This window comes from Dictyobacter halimunensis (assembly GCF_036245075.1).
In genome coordinates, this window is sequence record NZ_BSRI01000001.1 from 2,936,002 (window position 1) to 2,961,468 (window position 25,467).

Sequence of the window (25,467 nt, forward strand, 5' to 3'; positions counted from 1 at the left end):
TGCTGTAAAAGGCTTATATCTCTCCAACAAAAGCCATCATAGCCATAAAAAATAAACAAACCCAAAACTCTTCTATAGAGAAGTCTAAATCTCTCTCTGGTTTAGTTTTCGTTGAGAATTCCAAATTAAGCTAAAGACGGTCATGACAAGATGATACTGCTGCATATAAGTTTATGGAGAAATACGTGTTCGTTGATCAATTATATTACGAATGGAAGCTTCATTGGAAGCCATTGTTACTCGCGCCTGTCGCATTGATGCTGGCTTGTGTGCTCTTCGCGCTGCTGCAGTCGAGCTGGAAAGAGAATGTTGGTCGCACCTGCCTCGGTTTTGCTGAGGTCTTTCTACCGCCGGCGGCTGGTGTGATCGCCGGCGCCATCATTATTATTAGCCTATGGGGTAGAATAAAAATGAGTAGAGAATGATCTTTAGCCGGAAAGGGACATTTTATGGCGACAGTGCGTGAAGAGACCTTTCGTTTATTACGCTTGCTCGGTCTGACGACGATTTTTGGTAATCCTGGTTCAACCGAGCTGCCGTTTCTGCGCGATTATCCAGATGACTTTCGCTATGTGCTGGGCCTGCAGGAGGCGTCGGTGTTGGGCATGGCTGATGGTTATGCCCAGGCCAGCGGACAGGCGGCACTGGTCAATCTGCATACCTCGCCCGGCGTGGGTAACGCCATGGGCAATATCGTGACCGCGTTCTATAATCACAGCCCCCTGATCATTACTGCCGGTCAGCAGACGCGTGCCATGATGGCCCTGGAGCCCCTGCTCTTTGCCCGTGATGCTGTTGAACTACCCAAACCATATGTGAAGTGGAGCTATGAGCCGGCGCGGGCGCAGGATGTGCCGGCGGCCATCGTACGGGCCTATCACATGGCTACCCAGCAGCCGCGTGGTCCCGTCTTCCTCTCCATTCCGATGGATGACTGGGACGTTGAGGTTGAGCCGCTGGCCCTGCACGAGGTTGCGTGGCGCATCGCGCCCGATCCGATCGCGCTGCAGGAGGTGGCGAGACAACTGCAGGATAGTCAGAAGCTGGCCATGGTTGTTGGGGCCGACGCCGACCGCGATGGCGCCTGGCAGCAGATGATCGAGCTGGCCGAGCGCACCAACGCTGCTGTCTGGCGCGCCCCGCTGTCAGCCCGCGTTGGCTTTCCCGATACGCATCCCTTATTTCAGGGGGATCTGCCACCGGCCGCCAAATTGCTGGCCGAGAAGCTGGCCAGCTATGATACCGTGCTGGTCGTGGGAGGGCCCGTCTTCCACTACTATCCCCATGTACCGGGACCCATCGTCAAAGAAGGCACCAATGTTATCCACATCAGCAATGATCCCGATGAGGCTGCCCGCATCCAGGTAGGGCGCAGCGTAGTAGGGCACATTGCCCTGACGATTGAGCAGCTGTTGTCTCAGTTGCCGCACACGGAGCGAGCGAAGCCAGAGCCGCGCCGTGCGCCCGAGGTACCCGAGGCCCGCGCTCCCCCTCTCTCCAACCTTCCTCATGCATACCCTTGGACAGCATCTGCCCGCGGACACCGTCGTGCTCGACGAATCCCCCTCCACCGCAGGCATCCTGCGCCGCTACGTCAAAGCCAGCCACCCTGGCAGCTTCTACATGACCGCCAGCGGGGGACTAGGCTACGCCATGCCAGCCGCCGTCGGCGTCAAGCTGGCCCTGCCCGATCGATCGGTGGCCTGCGTGGTCGGAGATGGCTCCAGCATGTACTCGATCCAGTCCCTGTGGACCGCCGCGCAACTGCAACTGCCGGTCCTCTTCGTCATCCTGCGCAACGAAACGTACGCCATCCTCAAAGCCTTTGCCCGTTTCGAACAGGTTGGCGAAAAGATTCCCGGCCTGGACCTGCCTGGTCTCGATATTTTGCAGATCGCCCGTGGCTTTGGCTGTGAAGCCAAGCGCATCGAGCAGCCACAGGACCTGGTGCCCGCCATCCAGCAGCATCTGCAAGCCAAAGGACCCACCGTCCTGGAGGTGCTGATCGAACAAAAGCAATCATCCTTGCTCTGATTTTTCCTGGCAGAGGAAACGATGGAGTTATGAGTGATCCCGGATTTTTCAAAAATCCGGGATCACTCATTAATCGAAGAACTCCTTTATGATATGTTATGCAACCCAGTAATGGCTGATAAAAAGAAGGATGGTCACGGTAAAGATGGGGAAGGTTAGTGCCAGGAGTACCTTCTCAAAGCGTGGTCCTTTATAGCTGGCAAAGATAATCGCGATGGGGAAGATGATGAGCATATAGCGAGGGAGCGCGGTGAGCCCATCGGCTTTCCCTAAAGGATAGAGTAAGGGAAATATGATAAGCAGTGCCGCGAAAATGGTGTAGTGCAATGGTAAGCGTCTCCATCCCATCATAAGGGCAATAATCGCACCGGCAAGGCTGGCGAGGTTTAATATATTCTGTATCTGTAGCATATCAGGTAGGAGCGCTGCCTTTATCGCGTTGGCAACCGATATCCAGGGTGGCGTCAATTTTCTTCCCCAACCAAGTGCCTCTGCTTTGCTAAAAAGCAGCGGATCACCTTTGGTATGCCAGAGATAGAGCATATATATGCCAACTCCCAGAGGGATGAGGACAATAGGGATGAACGCCAGTATCTTTTGCCGCCATGTCGTTGTGGAAAAATTTTGCCTGCTAAAATACTGCTGTATAAACACGACCAGGAATGGAACTGCCAGCAGGACGCCCTGTGAGCGTGAGAGTGCCGCGAAAAGTCCGCCAATGCCGGCCAGTAACCAGTAAATAAGCCTGCGGGTCTTGATGGCTTTTTGCAGGCAGAAGAATACCAGAATGCAAAGAAATAGAAAGAGGGCCTCTGTATAGCCAATAAAGAAAAAGAGTGCATATGGCGCGAAAGCCAGATAAAAGATTGACATGCGCGCGATGGAGGCATCAAAGAGCTCATCCACCAGTAAATACAGAAAGACAAGGGCCAGGAAAAAGAACACATTTGAAATAATGATCCCAGCCATATAGTAGTCAGCGTCTGAACCACCAAGCAATCTACCTGGAAACCGTAATAACGCGGGAAAGAGTGGGAAAAAAGCGGTAGCTCTTGCAGTGGTATATCCCCGGCGTGCTATATCGATGTATGAGAATACATCAAATCGCATCCATGCAAGCACACAGTCCCGAGTATGGCTGAAGCAGTTGATGGTGTGAAACGCTTCATGGAAAGGAAATAGCGAAACTGCAAGAAACGTCAGCACAACTATGACAAGACGACTTAAGGCAAATACCCATGCTGCCTCCTTACATGCTGCTTTAATCGTTGACATCTTTGAAGGTCCTTTTCTTAAGGCATTTTGGAAGTATATTTAGGTCTTACTGCAAAAGATATCTTATATATTAGATATTTTGAATATACACTATTTTTTACCATGATTTATTAAAGAGAAAAAAATTAGTACTATGGGACACGCTTTTCTTACATATCTACACGTTGCGTTACTGATCTCAGCGAAATCAGCTTTAAACGTTTTAACGTCCCTGTCCGTTATTTTATTACCTCCTCCTTTTCCACATCTCTTATATAGATACGTTGCTATGAGTTATTGAGAGTGTGTCTGACTCTTGTCGCCCTGGGGGCACGTGAGCGCCCCCGCGCGGGCGTCCGCTACGCCCCCGCACTGGTTTTGTGTTGGTGCAACAGGAGCGCGAATGCGCTCCTGTTGCACCAATACACCATGGATTTGTGAGCACCAGAGGGGTGAAAGCTCAGGCGTGCTGCAGGCGATGATCATGAGAATCAGACACTCTCTGAACAAAAAGAGCGCTCTTGCGTCAAAGGTTGACAGCAGGGATAACGTAAGGTATATTTGGGACGTACGGTAAAATTAGTACGTTTGGTAAAATTAGTATGATGAAGAGACTGGGGATAGAACGAGCTGTGGAAGAGCATATTGATACAGGGATAGGAGAGAGCGGAGAGGTGGTGATGCCCGAGTTGCCTGCTACATTGACGGTCAATACGGCGCAGCAGTTTAAGGCCATCGGGGATACTACGAGGGTGAGTATTCTGGATCTCATCAAGTATGAGCCGCTGACGGCCAAACAGATCGGTGGGCGACTCAAGATGCCGGCTGGAACAGTAGGGCATCATCTGCAGGTGTTGGAGGAGGCTGGACTGGCCCGGGTGGCGGCGCGTCGCCTGGTGCATGGGATCACGGCCAAGTATTATACGCGTACGGCGCGCCTGTTCATTTTTGATTTCCCGCTCGAGGTGGCTTCAGGAATGGAGCGCACACTGAACTTTCTGACACAGGCCCGCGATCAACTGGTGGATTCACTGGCGGCTAATGGGGACGATATATTCTGCAAGACCGGTTTTCCACATAATCGTCTGTCGCCAGAGCGCGCCGAAGAGTTTAACAGGCGTCTATTTGAGCTGTCCTATGAGTTCGCCACCGCCGAACCAGATCCTAATGGGCAGGTCTATGGCCTATCCATCACATATTTCCAGGCACCACCCTATCTGCAGCGCCCCGGTGGAGAGTGGCAGGATGGGGAGATAGAGTCGGATATGCGGGATTAACAGACATATTGATTGTCACTGAGCATAAGGGCATTGGAGGCCAGGATGAGCACTCAACAGGACGAATTATCAGCATCTCAGAAGCAGATCAATTGGGACTTCTGGAAATATTGGATCGGGCAGACGATCTCGAATCTGGGCAGTTCGGTGACGCTGTTCGCGCTACCCCTGCTGGTGTATACCATCTCCGGCTCGGCGCTCAGCCTGGGTATCTCTTCGGCGGCCAATATGCTGCCCTATCTGCTGTTCGGGTTGGTGCTGGGCGCGTGGATGGACCGGGTGGATCGCAAGCGCATGATGATCTATGTGGACATCGCGCGCGCGCTCGTGATCTCGACGATTCCACTGATGGCTGCTCTGGGTCACCTCTCGGTCTGGTGGATCTACGGTGTTGGATTTGTCCAATCGACTTTGAACATCTGCTTTGATGCCGGTGAGTTCGCGGCCATCCCCAGCCTGGTAGATCAGGATGATCTTGTATCGGCCAATGGACGCATCCAGGCCAGCTACTCGGCGGCCAGCATTCTGGGTCCCGTGCTGGCGGGCGTACTGGTTGCCTTTGTGCCCCTGGTCACGCTCATCTTTATTGATGCCTCATCCTTTCTGTTGTCGGCCCTGTCCATCGCGCTGGTCGCCACCAGCTTCAATGGACGGCGGGAAGAGGAGCAGGGGGAGCGCAGGCACATTCTCCGCGACGTAATGGAGGGGCTACGCTATGTCTGGGAACATCCGGTGCTGCGCAACATCTCGATCATGATGGCGCTGGTGAACTTCGTCTCGGCCTCCCATGGCGCCCAGCTGGTCCTGTTCGCCAAGCAGCGCCTGCACGCCAGCGACACCCAGGTGGGATTGCTGTATACGGCGGGTAGCATCGGTGTTGTTGTGCTGGCCCTGCTGGCGGGGAGATTGCGTAAGCGCTGGCCTTTCAGCAGGGTCGCGCTGATCGCCCTGATGTGCGATGGCCTGTTTATCCTCGCCCTGTCCCTCACCTCCTGGTTCTGGCTGGCGCTGGTATTTGTCGGACTGGCGCAGGGATGCGGCGTCCTCTTCAACATCAACACCGGCAGTTTGCGCCAGGCCATCGTTCCCAACCACATGCTGGCGCGCGTCATGAGTATTGCCGGCGTCCTGGCCTGGTCCGCCATCCCGCTTGGGGCCCTGCTTGGTGGTGCCATCATCAACCAGACCCACAACGTGGCCCTGGTTTACAGCGTCATCGGTGTGCTGGTCATATTGATACCTATCGGTTTCACATTTACGCCTCTGGGCCGCGCCGAACGCTATCTACCCCAGGCGCCCTCGAAGTAGGTGCCTCCTGGTGGTTATCACAGGTCAAATTCTGAAGCTGCTTGCAGAATGGTGGGATAGTAGGGGAGCAGAGCCTGTGGTAGCTCTATTCCAGCACGCGCCGCCTGGCCCAATGGATCATCCTTTGCTATCTGGAGGACGAGTTGAACGAGTTCCGGATAGCGATCGCGATTCTTCCGCAGGTTATTGGCATCCTTCCCCCGCTCTACGGCTGAGTTATACAGAAAGAGCAGATTGCTCACCATCCACCATAGCTTGTCACCCAACGCCTTATAAGTAATATTTCCACGACTGGCAATAATATTGCTGAATGGTGAGCGATCTGAGGGGTCATCCGCGATATAATAGACCTTCCCGATGCCAATGAACCGCAGGGCGGCGGCGCACATAATGCAGGGATGCTGTGTTGTCCACAAGATGAGTTTTTGAGGTTCTCTATCGGATGGAACCAATGCCAATGCATTGATTTCCGCATGCGCCACGCGTGTATATTGCAGAGGAGAGGTGGCGGAGGTATTTGCTTTATCCGGGAGATCATACACATGATTGCGTCCCAGAGCTACGACCTGCCCCTGATCATCGAGGATAGAGGACCCACAGGGCAGGCCGCCGGCGGCCAGGCCCATCCACTGCTGCCCAAAGGCCATCCGGGTTCCTGATGGCAGTTGGTTCCACGCATCTAGTAAATTGCTTTCACCTGTCATAGACACTGTCCCACCAATCAATGTGATTGCCGCTTGCTGTAGCTGGCTGTTAAGTATTATATAGTTGTGGAGCTACGAACTTCAATAGTCTTAATTATTAATACTGATTTTCATATTCTTTGCATACAAGCGTGCTCAACAGATACTTCCACAACAAGATAGCGAAATGCTGAAGAGAGGTTTCAAGTTCTTTCAATTGCGTATATTTTATACACATTTGATCCGTATAATAAGCATAAACGCAGCTTTGTCCTTGAGTGTCGTCATGCGCATGGGCTATAATCAAGCGGGGGCTATAAGGATGTGGGATGACTCGGGAGATGTGGAATGGATGTTATGAGGACAAGGATGTATTGTTGTGTATGGATATTTAGATCAGAGACTGATCTCTGTGAAAGAGGATGTGCATGAAGTTTGGTATTTCTCTTCCCAATGGTTGGACAATGAGCCTGGTTGGCATCAACGATCCTGTTGAAGCTTATGAGACGATGACCAATGTAGCGAAGGCTGCCGATGAGACGGGCTTTGATTCGGTCTGGCTGGTTGATCACTTCCATACCGTTCCAACGCCGACCCAGGAAGTGACTTTTGAATGTATGATGTCGCTGGCCGCGCTGGCCCGCGATACCCAACGGGTGCGTATCGGTCAGATCGTGGCCTGTAACAGCTATCGCAATCCTGCCCTGCTGGCCAAGATGGCCAGTACGCTGGACGTCTTGAGCCATGGTCGCCTGAACTTTGGCATCGGCGCTGGCTGGTACGAGCATGAGTATCTGGCTTACGGATACGAATTCCCGGATGCGCCGACGCGTCTGCGTCAACTGCGCGAAGCCCTGCAGGTGATCCTTGCCATGTGGGAGCAGGACGAGGCGCAGTTCGAGGGTAAATTCTACCACGTACGTGGTGCCATCAACCAGCCCAAGGGCGTGCAGAAGCCTCACATCCCGATCCTGATCGGTGGTGCCGGTGAGAAGGTCACGTTGAAGCTGGTGGCGCAGTACGGCGACGCCTGTAACTTTGGCGGTGACACCAAAACGGTACAGCATAAGATGGACGTATTGAAGCAGCACTGCGAGACCGTTGGACGCGACTTCAAGACCATCCACTGCACGACCGGCGCCTTCTGCTCGATCGCTGATAGTGATGCGGAGGCCATGGCTCTGGTACCAGAGAAGGCCCGCGCTGGACTGCACGAGAACTCCCTGGTCGGCAGCCCCGAGACGATTCGCCAGCGTATCGCCAACCTCGAAGGGCTGGGATTTGGCGAGATCATCATCGACTTCCCCAGCTCGACCGACCTGACGCCTCTGCGTCGCTTCGCCAAAGAATTTATTGTCAAGTAACCACAGATACTGGACCGTTAGCCTGGGGATGTCAAGTCCCCTGACGCACTCAATGAGGGACATGGATCATCCCGATTTTCTGAAAATCGGGATGATCCATGTCCCTCATTGTATTTAATATATTTCGCTTTAGTGGATAAATCAGGGATGGATAACCGTCGCTTTCGCGATGCGTTCGCACTCGGACACGACCAGCTCGCGTCCCAGCGGTTTGAGATAGCTTGCCTGGTAGTCAGTGTTTCCTACGTCCGCTGTCAGGTTCAGGTGAAAGGAGGAGAGGTAGGAGGCCACGTCTGAGGGCTCCAGACCAAAGAGCCAGGGGGAGCCTCCTTTATCCAGCCTCTCCAGCAGTTTCTGGGCGCCCGGCACGTTCGAACGTCGCTCGATCAGGCTGCGCAAGACGTAGGTGAACACGAGGATGCCGCCAGGAGCCGATTTCCCGACGAAGGTGAGCGTTTGATGGATTGCTTCCTCGGTGAGATATTGCGTTACGCCTTCCCATACAAATAGCGCGGGCTGTAACAGGTCAAAGGTTGTGGAGCCGAGGGCGGCATCCAGGCTCTGTTTATCAAAATCGATGGGGACGAAGGTGACATTTGCTGGCAACTGGCCGAAGTGTTTGTGGAGCCGCTTCTTTTTCGGTTCCTGCACGGCTGGAAGGTCAACCTCGAATACCCGCACACGTTCCATTCCGGCCAGACGATAGGGGCGGGTATCCAGTCCCGCGCCCAGCATTACTACCTGCTCAATTCCCTGAGTGAGGGCCTGCTCCACCGCCTCGTCGATATAGCGTGTCCGGCAGACCTGAACACCATAGAGGCCCGGCATGACGGCGTCGGTTTGTTTGATCGTGTACGCGCGCATGCTTTTAAGCTGCATGAGCATGCTGAATGGGGCGGCAAGCAGATCTTTGACCAGGGGATCATAAAAGAGCCGGGTTGGCTCTGGCTGGAACTGCTCGATTAGACGGCATATCGCTGCTCCCAGCGCCGTATTGCTCACAGGTGGTTTTGCCATCAGGAACCTCACTCATTCAAAATTTTCATGCTTCTTATTGATAAACAGAGAAGATGTTTATCAATAAGAAGCATAGCTCAAAGATGAACTATTGTCAATTAATGCATGTTGTACGCGCGAGTAAGTTGGGGCACCAGATGGCTAAGAGGTAGCAACGATATATTTACCCGGCATATGGTGCTATGGATAGCCATTGACAGGAAGAGGAGCAATCGCTTATAATTAATTCAATCACTGATTGAATTAATTATAAGCGATTGCTTAAGAAGTTTTGGGAAAGGGGGTGCCTGGCTAAGTTAAAACGCAAGCGATGTTTGCAAAGATGTTATTGATCTCAGCATAAAAAACTAAAGTGAGTAGCCAGCATGAACGAAACAGTGACGCAAGGTCTGCTTCCGATGCCGAAGGCGGGCGAGAGCCAGCAACAAGGCAGAACTCAGCTCGGTGGGATCCTTGCAACACACATTCTTGAGCTCACGACGTTTGAGCAAGTTCCACACACCTTCCTGTGGATTGAACTCGGGCGCATAGGCAGGCAAGCGTTCCAAGTGAAGACGAGCCGCAGCCCCTTGTGCCAAAAAGTCTTTGACAGCCTGGCAACGATGGATGCTCGATCCGTCCCAGATAACCAACAGCTTCCCGGGAATGTGGCGCAACAGATGCTTGAGAAAGCTGACGACATCTTCTCCTTTGTAGGAACGGGATTGCGATTGCATGAAGAGGCGTCCCTCGGGAGTGATCGCCCCGATGGCCGAGACGTGATCGCGCGTCAACGGCACTCGCAGCACCGGGGTCTGGCCCACCGGAGCATACGTGCGGACTGCCATCGGCAGCAGGTAGAAGCCCGACTCGTCTACAAAGACGATCTGCCGCTGTTCGTGCTCGGCTTTTTTTTAAGTGCAGGCCAGCGCTCGTCTGTCCAGGCGTTAATGGCCTCTTCATTGCGTTGGCTGGCGTGTTCCTCCGGTTTTTGGACACTGTGCCTGAGGCTCCGCAGGAGGCGACTGCAATGGGCAGGATGATAGCTGACCCCAAAGTGCTGCTTGATGAGCACTGCTACTCGGGCCGTTGTCCATACTTGGCCGCGGAACCCATAGTGCTCGGCCCCCTTGGCCAACAGATCAGGCAACTGGGCTCGCTGTTCTTCGGTCAGTTTGGGCTGAGGACCGGGTGGCGGTTGGTGTCGCAAGGACTCCGAGCCCTCTTTCCTGGCTCGGCTCATCCACTGACTCACCGCTCCTTCGGTTACTCCAAGGGCAACGGCGATGTCTTTCTGTCTCCAGCCCTGCTTATACAGGTGCCAAGCGCGCAGTCGTCGCCATTCACGCCAATCGCTGGGATGTTGTTCTTTCTTGCTCATACCTCCTTGTATCGGTTTGAGGATGGACGACTTTAGAACCTCATGCTGAGGTCAATAGTGACTGGTCCCGGATTGTTGCGCAGTGATTGCGCTAGCATTACAAAAAAACAGTGTTGTATGGTGATCTTTTCCAGGGAAGGACAAGATTATGTATTTACAGCGGAACCTTTTGCGCATCCCCGTGATATTTTTATGTGCCATTTCTATGGCGGCCCTCTTGTTTATGGCTCCGCGTTATGGAACCGCAGCTCATGCCAGCAGCAAGGCGCTCAACATCCCGGCTACGACCAGCAATGGGGTGGGTCAGAAGCCGTATATGGGCTGGAGCAGCTGGAGCCTCGAATCCACCAATTATAGCGGCTACAATACCATCTGGCTTAACGCGGCCCACGTCAAGGCTCAGTCGGATGTTGTGCATCAGAAGTTGCAATCCCACGGATATCAGTATATCAATATCGATGCTGGCTGGTGGATGGATAACAACTGGACGAGCGAATTCGATAGTTACGGCCGTCCCAGGGCTGATGCTACGCGTTTCCCCGCCGGGATGGCCGACATCGGCAATTATGTCCATAATAACGGACAAAAGTTTGGCATCTACTTCAATCCCGGCATGGACCCCCAGGTCTACAATCAGAATTATCCTATCTATGGGACGAGCTGCCACGCGCAGGATATCGTGGTGCAGCCACTGACCAAAACCAATGGCTGGCTGGGCAACTACGCTATCAATTATAGCAATCCCTGCGCCCAGGCCTACATCAATTCGATCGCCAACCAGTTTGCTTCATGGGGAGTCGATTACCTGAAGCTGGACGGGGTCACGCCCGGTTCTGGTCGCAGCGTCAGCGCGTCCGATAATCGTCCGGATGTGCAGGCGTGGTCCCAGGCGCTGCAGCAGAGCGGCCGCTCGATCTGGCTGGAGCTCTCCTGGTCACTGGACCACAACTATCTCAGCACCTGGCAGCAGTACGCCAATGGCTGGCGCATCGATACCGATGTCGAGTGCTACTGTGGCACGCTGGTAACCTGGGACAACTCGATCAAGGCACGCTTCAATGATGTCGTTCCCTGGATCAACAGCGCCGGTCCTGGTAGCTGGAATGATCTGGACTCTCTGGACGTGGGGAGCGGGACGCTGGATGGCATCTCGCAGGATGAGCGTCAGACGTACATGACGCTGTGGGCCATCGAGTCGGCGCCCCTCTTTACCGGAGACGACCTGACCCAGCTGGACAGCTATGGCACCTCGCTGCTGACCAATGATGAGGTGATCGCTGTGGACCAGTCGGGCCATGCCGCGCACCCTGTTTCACAGTCATCGAACCAGCAGGTCTGGTTCTCCAATAACACCGATGGCAGCTATACCGTGGCTCTCTTCAACCTGAATGGTTCCGCCGCCAATGTGACCGCGAACTGGAGCGATCTCGGCTTTAGCGGCAGCGCCAGCGTACGCGATCTGTGGAGCCATAGTGACCTGGGCAATTTCAACAACAACTTTAGCGCTTCCCTCAATGGTCATGGTTCGCGTCTGCTCAAGGTGACCCCCGTCAATACCAGTACGCTGTCTTACGAGGCCGAGGCGGCCAACAATACCATCGGCGGCGGTGCCAGCGTCGTTGGCTGTAGCGCCTGCTCGGGCGGGCAGAAGGTTGGCAACATCGGCAGCGGCGCCTATGTACAGCTGAACAGCATCTATGCCAGCAACAGCGGCAGCGCGACCGCCACCATCTACTACATCGATGGAGACACCGGCAGGTCCGCGCAGCTGGGCGTAAACGGCGGCGCGGCTACCACCTTAAACTTCCACGGCACCAATGACAACAACTGGAACACGGTCCAGAGCATGAATGTATCCGTCAACTTAAACGCAGGCAGCAATAGCATCAAGCTCTCCAGCGCATCGGGCTGGGCGCCGGACTTTGATCGTATCGTGATTCGTACCGGCGCAGGTTCGTATGAAGCCGAGTCATCTATTAATACGCTTGGTGGCAGCGCCAGCGTCGTTGGTTGTAGCGCCTGCTCGGGAGGACAGAAGGTTGGCAACATCGGCAATGGTGCCTATGTACGGCTGAACAACATCTATGAGGGGAGCGCCGGAAATTATACCCTGACGCTCTACTACATCGATGGGGACAGCGGACGCTCGGGCCAGCTCAGTGTAAATGGAGGAGGCTCCACAACCATCAACTTCCACGGCACCAACGATAACAACTGGAATTCTGTTCAGTCGATGACGATGACCGTCGCCCTGAATGCCGGCAACAATACCATCACGCTCTCCGCGCCCTCCGGCTGGACCGTCGATCTCGATCGCATCACCGTCTAGCCATCGTTTCCAACCGGCTTTGCCGCATTGTTGAGGGGCATCTACGGATATCCGTAGATGCCCCTTTTTGTTGTAATCGGAGGCGAGCTCCGAACCTATGGTGCGGGTGGGGGGCGAAGGTGTTGACGGATGGGTTTTTTGTGTGTTAAGGTGGTGATGCCGTTATATGTGGCAACGGAAGGAATAATGTATGATTGCCATCTCCACCTTCATGAGGCAGGTCTTCTAACGCTTCATCTGTAATGCAGGTCTTCATGTGCGAGGGGGCCTGTAACATCTGAATACGCGATATTCGCGATCCTCTTTACTCTATCCACAAAGCCGGGGCAAGCTCAGCACCTATGGGATGTTGCTCGTTGGTGAAAGGTATGTGCTCGGGGGACGGGGTCGCCTGACGGCTCCAAGCTGGGGCAAGCCCAGCACCTACGGGGCGTATCTCGTTGGTATGTCGCTCGTTTTTCGCGGGGTTTGGTTGCCTTTTTTCTCCTTAAATGGAATGGCCCTCGGTGCTGGTTGCGCATTGTGCTTGAAACAGGTTTTTCAAGAGAAGAAGGTTAGAAGCAATGATGATTGAGCAGAATATGATGATTCCGATGCGTGATGGTGTGAGGCTGGCGACCGATGTGTATCGTCCAGAGGGCGAGGGTCAGTGGCCGGTGCTGGTGGTGCGCCATCCGTACAATAAAGATTTCCGCATGCCGTTGCCGGGATGGGAAGATAGGCCGATAGCTATCAATATCAATCTGTTTGCCGAGCGGGTAGTGGCGGCCGGTTATGTGATTGTGCTACAGGATGTGCGCGGACGCTATGCATCCGAGGGCGAGTTCAGGCCCTTCCTGTTTGAGAGCAGTGATGGCGTGGATACCGTTAACTGGGCGGCTGGCCAAGCATGGTCCACGGGCCATGTAGGCATGTTTGGCGCCTCGTTTCAGGCGTTGGCCCAGTGGCAGGCGTCCAGCGCGCAGCCAGTTGCCTTGCGTGCGATCGCTCCCTCACAGTCTCCGCACGCCGGTGGCCTGTATCTCTATCAGGGTGGCGCGTTCATGCTCGCGGTGGCCCTGACCCTGGTGATGGGAAGCTTTGTGCCGGATCAGCTGAAGCGGCGCATTGAAGATGGCCGGGCGACGTCCGAGGATATGGAGATGCTGAAGCAGGCGCTGAACGATTTTCCGGCCCGCTTTGAGCAGCTGCCGCTGGTTGAGCAGCCTGCGATGCGCGATGTCGCGCCCTATTACTTTGACTGGCTGGCGCATCCCGGCCTGGACGATTACTGGCGCTCCACCCTGTCGGAAGATGTGTTTGAGCGCGTTACAGTTCCAGCGCTGACGATCGCTGGCTGGTATGATCTCTTTCTGCGCAACGATCTGCGTCAGTATCAGCTGATGAAGCGGCGGGGTGGAAGTGAACTGGCGCGCCAACAACAACGGCTGATCATCGGACCATGGGGACATGGCAACTTTATGTGGGGCCACGCGGAGCGACGGTATGGCGAGGATGGAGCGGCGGTGAGCGAGCGGGCCGTGGACCTGCTGACCGATCTTCAATTGCGTTGGTTTGATCGCTGGCTCAAGGGGCTCGACAATGGCGTGGAGAGGGAGAAGCCGGTGCGCATCTTTGTGATGGGCATCGATCAATGGCGTGAAGAGGATGCGTGGCCGCTGCCCGATACGCGCTATTGTCCTTACTATCTGCAGAGCGCCGGGAAGGCGAACAGCGCCTCGGGTGATGGTGTGCTGTCAGCCACGCAGATGGAGCAGGGAGAGGCGGATGTGTATCGCTATAATCCTCATGAGCTGGTGCCAACCAGGGCCGGAGCGAATATCCCTCCCAAACAGCAAGGCGACCTGGGACCATATGATCAGCGCGAGATAGAGACGCGTGAAGATGTACTCTGCTATACTACAGCGCCGCTTGAGCGTCCCGTTGAGGTGACGGGTCCGATCGAACTGGTACTCTATGTCTCCTCGTCCGCCCCCGATACCGATTTTACTGGCAAGCTGGTAGATGTGTATCCCGATGGACGCGCCGAGTTGCTCAGCGATGGGATTCTGCGCGCCCGCTATCGCGAATACCTGGCACACCCGGTCCTGATGGAGCCGGGTCGTGTCTACGAGCTGCGCATCGATCTGGGCGCGACCTCGAATGTCTTTCTCACCGGGCATCGCATCCGCCTGGAGGTCTCCAGCAGCAACTTCCCGCGCTATGATCGCAACTCGAATTGCGGCGGTGTCATCGCGACCGAAGGGGTAGAGGATTTCGTGCCCGCTATCAATCGCGTCTACCATAACGAGCTGTATCCATCACACCTGATCCTGCCAGTGATTGAACGAGAGGGATAGGAGCCACTTTCCCTTGTTCTCTGGCTAGAGAAGACAGGCGATATGAGCCATGTTCCACAGTATATGCGGTGATTTGTTCCAGTAGTCGTTGCGTATGCTGTGGATGGCTGATTGCGTCATTGACGCCTGCTGTCACGTTCTTTGAAGAAAGAGGTGTGGCCGATACGTTCTTAAAAATGTAATGCTCGATTGCATCATTTTTTCGTGTTTAGCGGGCAGAGTTACCCACGGAGGGTAAATCGGGCGCGAGGCCCGAGCCTATGGGGGACTTTGATCGTTATGGAGAGAGGAGCTGGCTATGAACATTGTAACGGCTTCGTCACAGATCGCTTATTGTCTGACCGAGGGAACGGAGATTCATGATGAGGGACAGGGCATTGTGGTGGTGTCGCCATTTTTCCAGGTGGCTATCTCTCCGCTGGGACCCGGTTTGAAGCAGGTGTTTAGCGGGCTGGCGCAGTCTCCATGCTCGATGCGCTGGATCAACGCGACCATCGATGCTGCCCATGAGGAGGGGATGCTCATGACCTGCTATCGCTACCTGTCCAGCCTCATGCGGCATCAGATGTGCCATATATCCGTGATCAGCGAGAGCAGTGGCGAACCCCTGGCGACGCTCTATCCAACTTCGGCCTCGTTTCAGCACAAATGGATACATGTCCAGCCCGAGCAACTGTATCGTCTGTCGCGCTTCGCTTATATGCATCGAGGTGAGGATGAGGAGTGCTGGCTGGAATCACCACTTTCCCATGCGCTGCTCACGGTCCAGAGCAAGCTGGTAGCTGATCTGCTCTATCAACTTGCAACGGCGCGCACTCCCCTGGAACTTGCCCGCATGACCGGAGAAGGATCACTGGATACGGTAGCCGATGTCCTGACGCTGTTGCTGATGGGCAATTTCGCCGCCGCCACTACCGATGATGCTCAACTCGCCGAAGAGCACGACGTGGCGCTCAGGCAGTGGGAATTTCACGACCTGTTATTTCACAGCCGCAGCCGGGGTGGCAGACACAGCAATCCTTTAGGTGGCACCTATCGCTTCCTCTATGAGCTTCCTGCTCAGCCTGTTATCAAGCCGGCACCATGGCCGGTCACCGTGCAGCTTCCGCAGCCCGATATGGAGCGCATCCAGCGCACAGACCCCACGTTATCGCTGGCGATGGAGAAGCGGGCCTCCATTCGCACCTATAATGAGGAACATCCGATCACGAAGGAGCAGATCAGCGAGTTTCTGTATCGCGTCGCCCACATCAAAGATGTCTACACATATGGAGAAAGCGGCGAACTGACCAGAAGACCCTATCCCGGCGGCGGCGCCAGCTACGAACTGGAATGCTACCTGACGGTTGACCGCTGCTCCGGTCTGGCATTCGGCCTCTACTGGTACGATCCATTAAAGCACACCCTGTCCCTGGTGCGCGAGCCGGACAACGACACAGAGCGGCTGCTGATCGACGCGGGCCAATCAATGGGCGAAGATAGCCGCCCCCAGGTGCTGATCACGCTGGCCGCACGCTTCCAGAGAGTATCCTGGAAGTATCAGAGCATCGCCTATGCTTTGATACTCAAGGATGCCGGCGTGTTCTACGCTACCATGTACCTGGTTGCCAGCGCCATGAACCTGGCCCCCTGTGCCATCGGGGCGGGAGACTCGGACCTCTTCGCCAGCTTAATCGGTTCTGACTATTATCAGGAAACCTCGGTCGGCGAATTCGCCCTGGGCAGCAGGTAAGAAGGTGGCATGGGCGAATTATCTCCCATGTGCGTGCCGGATCGCCCGGATCTCCTCAAGGTGCTCATCGGTGTGCCCGGTTATGAGATATACTATCTGGTGAAATGTCTGGGTCGGCCCATGTTCGTCGCCTTCTTTAATTGCACGCTCGCCAGCGTTCGGAATATAGCTGGTAATGTCCAGAATATATGCGTGGAAGGCACGGAAGAGGGCCACATTAAACACTTGCATAGACAATGTATGATAAAAAGGTTGCATGGAAATAATATGGACCAGGAAGTATGATCGAGTTCACATGCAGGCCACCAGACAGGGGCCTATTCAATATATGGAATACTGGCTCTTCGCCTTTATAATTACCTCCCATTTCAATGCAGAAAGGCTTGATATACGTGAGTATGGTTGTCCAGGGATTTTCTGTACGCCCCGCGCAGATGGATGATGCCCCGCGTGTCTTACAGTATATCGACGCATGTGAACGATTGGAGGAGAGAGAGCACTTCCTCTCGGCTTACACGGTGGAGGACTTGCATGCCGACTGGCAAAGCGTCTCCCTGCAAAGCGATACACTTGTAATCTATGATCAGGACGGGCGGATCGCCGGCTATCTTATCATGCCCGCGTTCTCTATAGATGCGCAAGGAAACGCTGAGAGTGAGATTGGGCAATTCTCTGGTGTCCATCCTGGCTACCGTGGGCGGGGGATTGGCGCACTGCTGCTCCAGCACGCCGAGCAGTGGACTCAGGCGAGAGCAGGAGCGCGAACATATAGTATTTCCACCCATATCGCTGCTTATGAGCAGGGGGCCGCTGCATTGCTTGAGCAGCATGGATATCAGTGTCAAGGGCCTAGCCTATACCTTATGCGCCTGACTCTCCATGAACCACCAGCCAGTTCAACCTGGCCCGAACAGGTCCGCGTGCGATCCTTCGTGCCACGGCAGGATGATGACGCGGTCAAGGCGCTTGTGGAGGAGACCTTTGGCGCCCCTTTTAGTAATTGGAACGAGGTTTACTTGCAACGCGAGAATTTCGATCCTTCTCTGTGGCACCTGGCGGAAAGCAGCAACGGGCTCGTAGGGGTCATCCTCAGCGAGCCGCATCCTACCATTGGTTGTATCGACAAGCTCGGTGTACGTGTTGACTGGCAGGGCCGAGGTTTGGGAGGTGCACTCTTACTCCACGCCTTCAACGACTTCTATCAGCGCGGGTTTAAGCGGGTAGACCTGTTTGTAGAGCCAGAAAATCAGGCGGCCAGGCAACTCTACGAGCGTATTGGGATGCGTATCGCCAGGCAATATGACCTCTACACGAAAACAGTTTCTGTTCCGGAGCATCATCTTTACACGCGCCGATAGAAGCTAAAGCGGGAGTGTGGGAAAGCGAAAGCTGAGCTTGAAGCTAGCGTTGTTGGACGAGGGCGGCGGTCGCCTCGTAGAGCGGCTTCTGATCGCGTTGATCGTAGGCTGTCTGGGATTGTGCTACTTCCTGTAGATGGTCATATGCCCAGATCTGCAGCGCTTTTACCGGCTCGATCAGCGTCTGGCCCAATGGCGTGAGGGTATACTCCACGACTGGCGGCACGACGGGATAGACGACGCGCTGCACCAGGCCATTGCGTTCCAGTGCGCGCAGGGTCTGCGTCAGCATCTTCTTTGAGATGCCATTGATGCGCTTGAGCAACTGGCCGAAACGCATTGTGCCATCTTCCAGCGCATAGATGACCAGCGGCGTCCACTGGTCAGCAATCAATTGTAGCACCTGCCGCGACAGGCAGTTCTCCTGGAAAATATCGGGCTGTGTCTGTTCTTTCGTCTCCATATGCTAACTATATCATGTGACTCATCAAAACACCAGTCTAGCGGGTATTTGGGCATCATTCAAAATTGGGAAGTGGTCAATGGACTATCTAGAGTCTTCTTTTCTAGAAGAGGCATTCCGATTTTTCGTTCAAAATGGCATTGGTGAGTGTCATTCATTTTTCGCCAGAGGGCAATGTGACAAGAACCCCGAAGTATCCCCGAAACCCGAAGCGCCCGCTTAAATATGGAACGCTCCTGTAGCGGCGACCTTCAACGGTCGCCTGGACCGCGAGCGCCAGCGATTGCGGTCCACGTCCCCGATCTGTTCGGCTCCCCATGTGGGTACGGCGTGGGCCGAGATGGGCGCCATGGGAAGCGGTGTCGTGGGGGGACGGGAGCTGCCGTCGCTGGCGCTGGCAGCCCGGTCGACCGTTGAAGGTCGACCCTACGGGGCGTTTCTCTTTGGTGGGAGCGTTTTGGGTTTTGGGGTGTTGGGGGACCGGCCTGGTTGGTCGCGTTATATGCAAAAGAAGGTTATGGTTTCCAAAAGGTGACTATATCACTTTCTGGTTCCTTCTTACATAGTGTAGGTTTCCTGGCTATAGTAACCATAGTAGTAATTAGCCACGCGTCGTCGCTGTAGCTGTCTGGTGTGTAACGAAACTGAGACGAGAGATGTATCATATACGTATACAAATATTCTGGACAGAAATTAAAAATCAAGCGATAGATGAAAAGAAGGAGCAATAAAATGCCGAAAGCAGTCAGATTTAATCAGTATGGTGGGATTGATGTGTTGCAGGTCGTTGAGGTTGAGAAGCCTGAGCCGGGTCCGGGACAGGTGCTTGTCCGGGTGAAGGCGGCCGGGACCAATCCGGGCGAGGCGGCTATTCGCCAGGGAGTATTTGCCGAGCAGTGGCCTGCTACCTTTCCCTCTGGCCAGGGGAGCGACCTGGCGGGTATCGTTGAGGCCGTTGGCGATGGTGTGCAGGATGTGGCCGTGGGCGATGAGGTGATCGGCTTCACGCACAAGCGGGCCAGCCAGGCGGAGTTTGTGGTGGTTGAGGCCGGTGACGTGACCCCGCGCCCGCGTAATGTTCCCTGGGAAGCGGCTGGCGCGTTATTTGTCGCCGGGACAACCGCCTATGCGGCGGTGCGCGCTGTGGCGTTGAAGCCGGGCGATACCGTGGCCGTATCGGGTGCCGCGGGCGGTGTCGGCTCCATCGCGGTGCAACTGGCGAAGAGAGCGGGAGCAAAGGTAATCGGCCTGGCTAGCCCGTCTCACCATCAGTGGCTGAGCGATCACGGCGTCATCCCGATTGCCTACGGTGAAGGTGTTGAAGAGCGTCTTCGTGAGGCAGCTGACGGCCATCTCGATGCGTTTATCGATACCTTTGGTGCTGATTACGTTGAACTGGCGCTCAAGCTTGGCGTGCAGCGGGAGCGCATCGATACGATCATCAATTTCGCGGCCGTGGAAAAGCACGGCGTCAAGGCCGAGGGAAACAACGACGCGGCGAGTGCCGAGGTCCTGGCCGAACTTGCCCGGTTGATCGAGCAGAAAGAGATAGAAGTTCCGGTCACCCGCATCTATTCCCTGGCAGAGGTGCAGGAGGCGTATCGCGAGCTGGAGCAGCGCCATATCCTTGGTAAGATCGTGCTTGTGCTCTAATCTCTTATCATTACGTTGCAAGCGACCGCATGCCTCCTTGCTCTCATGAGCAAAGGAGGCATTTTCTGTGCTCAGAAGAAGGGATGGGGGTGGGGATTGATCTCGTCCATCGTGAGGGGATGGTCCTGGTAACCCAGGGTGTAGGGGACCTGGTGCAGGCGACTAAAGCCGGTGACGCGGCGGTTATGCTGTCCGAAGGTCATGGGGAGCATGCCCGGCATGAGGACCTTCACGCAGCGCATCCCCGTGTGCAGATGCTCCGGCGCCGTCTGGTCGACCACGATTGTATCGATGTTTCGCTGCAGGTAATACTGGATGAGCTGCTCAATATCCTCTTTCAAATCCATCTGTGCCGGAGGCTGCTGGTAGAAAGTTGCGAATGCCTCCTGAAAGGTTTGTCTGCGCGGCGTGTGGTACAGGAAGTGCAAACGTTCAAAGGCCTCGGGCAAGTAGTAGACGAGGGGATGGTCGAACATGGTTTTGACCTGGTGGCCATCGGCAAGCATCTCGCGCGCCTGCTCCCGTCCTTGCTTATACATCTCGTGGGCAGCGGACGTCGTGGCTACGAACTCGCGCAGACCACGCAGCAGGGTCTGTTCAGGATGTGGATGTGAGCCAGACAGCGCATGCAGCTTGGGCACGCCTTCTCGATTGCCTTCATCAACACCGAGCAGGCAGATACATGGTAAGGCATGATCCAGCGTGGCATTGAACGCATGCAGGGTGTAGCCGGTCTGATGCTCTACACGCTCGATAAGTAGCCGAATGGTCGGATCGGTTACCGTATTGAGGTCCAGGCGTGGCAGGCCGGGGCGGGCATACCACGTGAGCAGGAATGAGTCGCGTTCAATGACCTCCAGGCAGCCATGAAAGATCGCCTCTTCAAGGTTATTGCCCAGGGCACAGCCATTGGATACTTCGTAGATGAACGAGGGATTGTTCCTGCCGTGTGGCAGGCCATAATAGACGCTCTGCTCGGGCACGAGAATCGGTGCCTGACGCTGGAAGGAGTATCCCCAGACCCAGTCAAACTCCAGGTCATGGTGATAGGGCTGCATGTGGCAGCACTGTTGTTCGTGCTGCTCAAAGCACTCAGGATCTTGCAGTCCCAGCGTGTTTGGATCGAGCACCGATCTGCCCTGCTGCGAGAGCTGATGATAGCTGGCCTGTACCGCTGAACGCTTGCTCCTGGGACGCATACCGGCGTAGCGTTCAAGGCTTTCTAGAACCGAAACGACCTTACTTTGCTGCGTGCGTAACGTACAGCCGGTTCCTTGCGTGGGCTCCCGTCCATCCTGCAACTCGTAGTGCAAATGCGTGGCGGTGATTGGTAGCGTGGCAGTGTGGTCAACGGTCAATGAATAGATCAGCCCCGTCTGCTCATCAACATAGGTTGAGATGATGTTCTGTGGCGTGGCCGAAGGAATCCGGGCACGATAGGTAAAGGCATCTGACTTGTGTCGCGACTGCAGGGTGATGGTTGCCTCTTGCTCGCTATCGCTGGTGAGTTCGCTACAGGCGGGACACGACGAGAGCGGCACGAACGTATGCCGCTGGCAATCCAGGGTCGTCAACGGAAGCGAGAGCAGCGCCCGGCGCGTCTGGAGTCGCTCCGGCTGCTGGAGATAGGCCAGAACCTCCCGGGCCACCAGGGTCCCCAGTATCTCCAGGCTAAATGATGAGAGCCAGGGTTGAAAGGCAGGTGGCGTCTGCTCATGGTAGAGATACTGATGCAGCAACTCACGGTCGGTATCCGCATACGTAGTCCCTAACTTGCATAGCTCGGCGCAACTGGTACAGCCCTTCTCCCCAGGGATCACGCAGGGTCCGATGATCGCCTCCCCGAATTGCGTATAGACAGGTAAGAGAGGCCGCTTCGCTTGCAGGCAGCGCCGATTGAGCTTCTGAAGCTCCTGTGGAGCCCAGGTATCGCTGCAGTAGACAATAAAGCTACAGCGTGGTAGCTGCTCATCTTCTGGCAGGCAAGTAATGATCTGAACGTATTCGGTATCCAGATGGCGCAGCACGCTGCGCGCGATATTGCCCTGTCCCACCAGTCCAATACCATGCTTTATTGGCGTCTGCCGCATGCTACACCTCGCTTCGACTCAAGAGGACGCGTACCACAAAGGGGAAGATCTCGGCTAACCCTGGATCATGATCCAGGGGCACCACACAGGCGCAGAGATCGTGGGACCACAGCTGCTGGACCAACCACGTCAGCCGATCCGGCCATCCATCGGGGCATGGATAGTCTGGTATGCTGAACTGCTCACCGCGCAGGCTCGGGGAAAGATCGACGGGCGGTGTGATAGCGTAGTCGGGCTGCTGACATTGTATGGATTGATAGTGTTGCAATACCTGCTGCATCCCCATCTGCAAAGCCTGTGCCGCCTCGCAATGCGTATTGTACGCGATGACCCTATCGTCCACACAGAAGGCGAACGTGGGGATCTCCAGCGTACCCGTTACATCGTAGATCTCAGGTAGGCTGCCAGCTATCTCTAGGAGCCGGACAAGATGCGCTCCTGTCGCTGACAGCGGTGTGTGGGCAAGGTCAACGCGCGGACACGGTTGTGCGGATGCTGCCAATTGTTCAACGGTCAGGTGATGGCACCAATCCAGCAGCGCATGGCAGACCGCCTCATTCCAATCCATGCTAGAGGAGATGCCGTGTGGCAGTACATCTTCACTTTCGCGCTGGTATAGTGTGTAGAAGACCTGTGACGCGGGCACCAGGCAGGCTCGGTCGCTATAGAGGTTGAAGGTCCACGTCCACAGCCCATCTGCCTGCGCGGGAGATGCAGGATCGATGAAGTGCTCGGGCGCTATCATCGGCTCTGCTTGCTGGCACGCCTGTTCGCTCGTCAACAGACGCCGCCGGTCCACGATCTCAGCCAGATAACGCTCACAGGCGGTCTGGGAGGCGCGTAGCCCGGCCGTGGTAGCATCGAGGTCCGCGGCGGTAATCGTGAGCGGCTCTCGCGGGCGCTCTAGCAACATCGGGTTGGAGACATTTACCTGAAAAACGGGCAGCGGCATCTGCACAAAGTCCTCGGCACTCGTGAGTGTAAAGAGCCCGAGTGGCCCATCAGTACAGGGCATGATTGAGCTAAAGAACTCCTCGGCATCGATGGCTGGACGACCTTGTATGGACCGCAAGCGCTCAAGGAACTGCGGAGCGGTTGAGGCGAACGGAGCTTGCTCTGCCTGGCAGAGAGGGTGAGGCAAAAATGCATGACTCTGGCTCTGGAAGGTCGCGAGGTCAAGATCGGTGATCTGTATGTCTTCCTGCGCATCGCCGATCCGGGTGCAATAGCGGAAAAGCTCAAACAGGAGCCGATTGGCGATCAACCCGGCGGCCGTCGTGGTAACGCACGGTTGCTCGACCGGGTCTGGTGGTTGCACGTCAAAAGCGTAGCGGGGCAGGCGGTCGGCGAGCGCGATAAGATTAGATTGGAGGCGCCGCCACGCGCACTCCCAGCAGCCTTTTGCCGCTGGATGCACCAGGGGACCGATCCAGGCATGGTTATCGATGACAAGCGCCTGCATCAGGACGCGCTGTTGATTGCGACACAGACGGTTGAGCAGCCGGGCCCGCGCCAGCATAGGTTGATCGGAGACGTAGAGTACCGCATCAAAGTCCTGGATAAGGTGCTGTAGCGCCGCCTCATCGTCCCAGGGCAAAGCGTCTACTTCTCGCACGGTCTGACCGGGAGCGCGCTTTGGGTGCCGCATAGTGGGCGCTGTCGCGCTTACACCGATATATCTGATACCTCGTTGCAGACTGGCATCTACCAGCGCGGAGAAGCAGAGGCCGGAGCCGATGAGCAGCAGACGCTGTCCAAGAAAGTGCATCAAGCTACGGGCGGCGTTCTCTTGAAATGATGCGATGAAGGCCAGGTCTGGAGCATACGCGTCCCGTTCAGATAAGGGGACGCTGAGCGGCTGATCCAGTTCTGTATCACGCAAAAAGCGATGGGCGGATAACTTGTCGATCAGATTTATGATCATCTGCTGCTGATCAGCATTCAGACCATCGATAATCTCCTCAACGGACGCTCCTCCGTCGAGGATGGGAATAAGGTGTTGCAACAGGCCATACAGGCTTTTGCCCTTGAGCATCAGCCCACCGTGATTATTGCGCAGATAGATACCCTCCTCAAAAGGGATGTAGCAGGTATCAGACTGGAATTTTGGCCGCATCTTTTCTACCAACCTATCTTGATCCGAAGCTGTATGTCTGACAACGTGACCAGTTTTTTCTATGGTACCCGGGGTGCGCACTATGCACCTCGGGTACCATAGAAATGCTATGATTGTTGTACAATGCTCATCACTAGCCGCAGGCGCTACAATCACAGCCACAGCCGCAACCACAACCACAGTTACAACCGCAGCCGCAACCACAGCCACAGCCACAGCCACAGCCACTGCAGCCGCCGCATTTACAGCCGCAGTTGCCACAGCGATGGTGGCTACAACTACAGTTTCTATTACACCCGCCACCGCAGTTCACGATGATAGGTTTTTGACCACCACAGCCACCACCACACTGACCACCACACTGACCACCGCTGCAGCCAACCTCTGTAACCTGGACCTCTTGTAGGTCCTTGTCATCTAGATCGATGAAATCTACGAACTTCTTAGATAGCTGTTCAGCTCTGGTGCGGATCTCGGGATCACTGTGATTCATGACGGGAACTCCTTTTTGCACTGCTTGTGGGTTCAGGTATCTTTCGGCTTGTACCGATGCCGGGCGCCGTGTCTGCCCGACTTTTTTCCTACCAACAACCTACGTAATCGGCTGGACGAGCGCTATACACAGGAGTTTGAATCAATACTGAACATAAGTACATTATTGCGGAAATCACAGCCAGTAATGTACTATACAAGGCTAAAATGACATATTGGGTAGAGGCAAGTCAAGGCGCGTTTGTGTGCCTGCGACTGGTGAATAAAGAAAATGTGTGCGAGGATGGTGGGTCGTATCTCACCCGCAATAGTGGAGCTGTGAGATTCCCGTTTTTTCGCAACTGGCGCAATTGCCGAAGGTAAATGGGGTAAGCAGGCAAAATTCAAGCATCGCCAGAAAACAGATTTTTGAGAGCGTATCGAGCGGCTCCCTGGTGGTTGGGGCCTGACTATGGGGGAGATGCATCGAGGGTCAAGCGCGGATAATCTCTTCAATGGACGCTTCCCCGCCGAGGATGGGAATAAGGTGTTGTAACAGACCAAACGGGCTTTTGTCCTTGAGCATCAGTCCACCGTGATTATTACGTAGATAGATATC

21 protein-coding genes and 1 pseudogene are annotated in these 25,467 nt (G+C 55.2%); 11 read left to right on the forward strand and 11 right to left on the reverse strand.

The genetic code is table 11. From position 1 onward, the window contains the following. The first annotated feature begins 185 nt into the window (after nt 1–185). The 3 genes and pseudogenes from AABA21_RS11955 (at nt 186) to AABA21_RS11965 (ending at nt 2,034) form a co-directional block, all read left to right on the forward strand. Entirely contained in the window at nt 186–425 is a 240-nt protein-coding gene (locus AABA21_RS11955) for a hypothetical protein (protein WP_338250147.1), read from the forward strand. 24 nt (nt 426–449) lie between these two features. Beyond that, nucleotides 450–1,439, forward strand: a pseudogene (locus tag AABA21_RS11960) (thiamine pyrophosphate-binding protein); the annotation flags it as partial. 184 nt (nt 1,440–1,623) lie between these two features. Beyond that, nucleotides 1,624–2,034: a thiamine pyrophosphate-dependent enzyme gene (locus AABA21_RS11965; RefSeq protein WP_338250149.1), complete on the forward strand. Its 411-nt coding sequence runs from the start codon at nt 1,624–1,626 to the stop codon at nt 2,032–2,034. Between the two features lie 96 nt (nt 2,035–2,130). Here AABA21_RS11965 and AABA21_RS11970 read toward each other — a convergent pair whose 3' ends face one another. After that, a complete protein-coding gene (locus AABA21_RS11970) occupies nt 2,131–3,003 on the reverse strand; it encodes a glycosyltransferase family 39 protein (protein ID WP_420917109.1) in 873 nt (290 codons plus the stop codon). Nucleotides 3,004–3,920: 917 nt separating this feature from the next. Here AABA21_RS11970 and AABA21_RS11975 point away from each other — a divergent pair. After that, nucleotides 3,921–4,565: an ArsR/SmtB family transcription factor gene (locus tag AABA21_RS11975; RefSeq protein ID WP_338250152.1), complete on the forward strand. Its 645-nt coding sequence runs from the start codon at nt 3,921–3,923 to the stop codon at nt 4,563–4,565. Nucleotides 4,566–4,610: 45 nt separating this feature from the next. Continuing rightward, the gene (locus AABA21_RS11980) at nt 4,611–5,873 is read left to right on the forward strand and encodes an MFS transporter (protein ID WP_338250154.1); all 1,263 of its coding nucleotides are present in this window, start codon (nt 4,611–4,613) and stop codon (nt 5,871–5,873) included. Between the two features lie 17 nt (nt 5,874–5,890). Here the strand turns inward: AABA21_RS11980 and AABA21_RS11985 are convergent, their stop codons facing one another. Next, nucleotides 5,891–6,577, reverse strand: coding sequence for a nucleoside deaminase (locus AABA21_RS11985; protein WP_338250156.1), 687 nt, complete (start codon nt 6,575–6,577; stop codon nt 5,891–5,893). Nucleotides 6,578–6,978: 401 nt separating this feature from the next. On the opposite strand from AABA21_RS11985, the gene AABA21_RS11990 reads away from it, so the two are divergent. After that, on the forward strand, nt 6,979–7,920 hold the full coding sequence (locus AABA21_RS11990; RefSeq protein WP_338250158.1) for an LLM class F420-dependent oxidoreductase: 942 nt from the start codon (nt 6,979–6,981) through the stop codon (nt 7,918–7,920). A 141-nt stretch (nt 7,921–8,061) separates the two neighbouring features. On the opposite strand, the gene AABA21_RS11995 is transcribed toward AABA21_RS11990, so the two are convergent. From AABA21_RS11995 to AABA21_RS12005, 3 genes are all read right to left on the reverse strand, one after another. Then, nucleotides 8,062–8,937 carry a class I SAM-dependent methyltransferase gene (locus AABA21_RS11995; protein WP_338250160.1) on the reverse strand — a complete coding sequence of 292 codons (876 nt, stop codon included), beginning with the start codon at nt 8,935–8,937 and terminating at the stop codon, nt 8,062–8,064. 347 nt (nt 8,938–9,284) lie between these two features. Continuing rightward, a complete protein-coding gene (locus AABA21_RS12000; RefSeq protein ID WP_338251022.1) occupies nt 9,285–9,803 on the reverse strand; it encodes an IS630 family transposase in 519 nt (172 codons plus the stop codon). Beyond that, a complete protein-coding gene (locus AABA21_RS12005) occupies nt 9,791–10,297 on the reverse strand; it encodes a winged helix-turn-helix domain-containing protein (protein WP_338247769.1) in 507 nt (168 codons plus the stop codon). Before AABA21_RS12005 ends, AABA21_RS12000 begins: the two co-directional genes overlap by 13 nt. Before the next feature lie 148 nt (nt 10,298–10,445). On the opposite strand from AABA21_RS12005, the gene AABA21_RS12010 reads away from it, so the two are divergent. The 3 genes from AABA21_RS12010 to AABA21_RS12020 all read left to right on the forward strand — a co-directional run bounded on the left by AABA21_RS12010 (nt 10,446) and on the right by AABA21_RS12020 (nt 16,697). Next, complete coding sequence (locus AABA21_RS12010; RefSeq protein ID WP_338250162.1) at nt 10,446–12,626, forward strand: alpha-galactosidase D; 2,181 nt, start codon at nt 10,446–10,448, stop codon at nt 12,624–12,626. A gap of 563 nt (nt 12,627–13,189) precedes the next feature. Further along, entirely contained in the window at nt 13,190–14,965 is a 1,776-nt protein-coding gene (locus AABA21_RS12015; RefSeq protein ID WP_338250163.1) for a CocE/NonD family hydrolase, read from the forward strand. Between the two features lie 298 nt (nt 14,966–15,263). Continuing rightward, nucleotides 15,264–16,697: a SagB/ThcOx family dehydrogenase gene (locus AABA21_RS12020; RefSeq protein ID WP_338250165.1), complete on the forward strand. Its 1,434-nt coding sequence runs from the start codon at nt 15,264–15,266 to the stop codon at nt 16,695–16,697. Between the two features lie 18 nt (nt 16,698–16,715). Here AABA21_RS12020 and AABA21_RS12025 read toward each other — a convergent pair whose 3' ends face one another. Beyond that, entirely contained in the window at nt 16,716–16,928 is a 213-nt protein-coding gene (locus AABA21_RS12025) for a hypothetical protein (protein ID WP_338250167.1), read from the reverse strand. 167 nt (nt 16,929–17,095) lie between these two features. Between AABA21_RS12025 and AABA21_RS12030 the strand changes: the two genes are divergently transcribed. Next, nucleotides 17,096–18,055, forward strand: a complete 960-nt coding sequence (locus tag AABA21_RS12030) for a GNAT family N-acetyltransferase (protein WP_338251024.1) — start codon at nt 17,096–17,098, stop codon at nt 18,053–18,055. Between the two features lie 43 nt (nt 18,056–18,098). On the opposite strand, the gene AABA21_RS12035 is transcribed toward AABA21_RS12030, so the two are convergent. Both AABA21_RS12035 and AABA21_RS12040 read right to left on the reverse strand, forming a co-directional pair. Continuing rightward, nucleotides 18,099–18,518: a winged helix-turn-helix transcriptional regulator gene (locus AABA21_RS12035; protein ID WP_338250169.1), complete on the reverse strand. Its 420-nt coding sequence runs from the start codon at nt 18,516–18,518 to the stop codon at nt 18,099–18,101. A gap of 154 nt (nt 18,519–18,672) precedes the next feature. After that, nucleotides 18,673–19,026, reverse strand: coding sequence for a hypothetical protein (locus AABA21_RS12040; RefSeq protein ID WP_338250171.1), 354 nt, complete (start codon nt 19,024–19,026; stop codon nt 18,673–18,675). Nucleotides 19,027–19,250: 224 nt separating this feature from the next. Between AABA21_RS12040 and AABA21_RS12045 the strand changes: the two genes are divergently transcribed. Beyond that, on the forward strand, nt 19,251–20,171 hold the full coding sequence (locus AABA21_RS12045; protein ID WP_338250173.1) for an NADP-dependent oxidoreductase: 921 nt from the start codon (nt 19,251–19,253) through the stop codon (nt 20,169–20,171). A 71-nt stretch (nt 20,172–20,242) separates the two neighbouring features. On the opposite strand, the gene AABA21_RS12050 is transcribed toward AABA21_RS12045, so the two are convergent. From AABA21_RS12050 to AABA21_RS12060, 3 genes are all read right to left on the reverse strand, one after another. Further along, nucleotides 20,243–22,261, reverse strand: a complete 2,019-nt coding sequence (locus AABA21_RS12050) for a TOMM precursor leader peptide-binding protein (RefSeq protein WP_338250174.1) — start codon at nt 22,259–22,261, stop codon at nt 20,243–20,245. A gap of 1 nt (nt 22,262) precedes the next feature. Next, nucleotides 22,263–24,377, reverse strand: coding sequence for a TOMM precursor leader peptide-binding protein (locus AABA21_RS12055; RefSeq protein ID WP_338250176.1), 2,115 nt, complete (start codon nt 24,375–24,377; stop codon nt 22,263–22,265). Between the two features lie 133 nt (nt 24,378–24,510). Then, nucleotides 24,511–24,870 carry a hypothetical protein gene (locus AABA21_RS12060; RefSeq protein ID WP_338250179.1) on the reverse strand — a complete coding sequence of 120 codons (360 nt, stop codon included), beginning with the start codon at nt 24,868–24,870 and terminating at the stop codon, nt 24,511–24,513. Between the last annotated feature and the right edge of the window lie 597 nt (nt 24,871–25,467).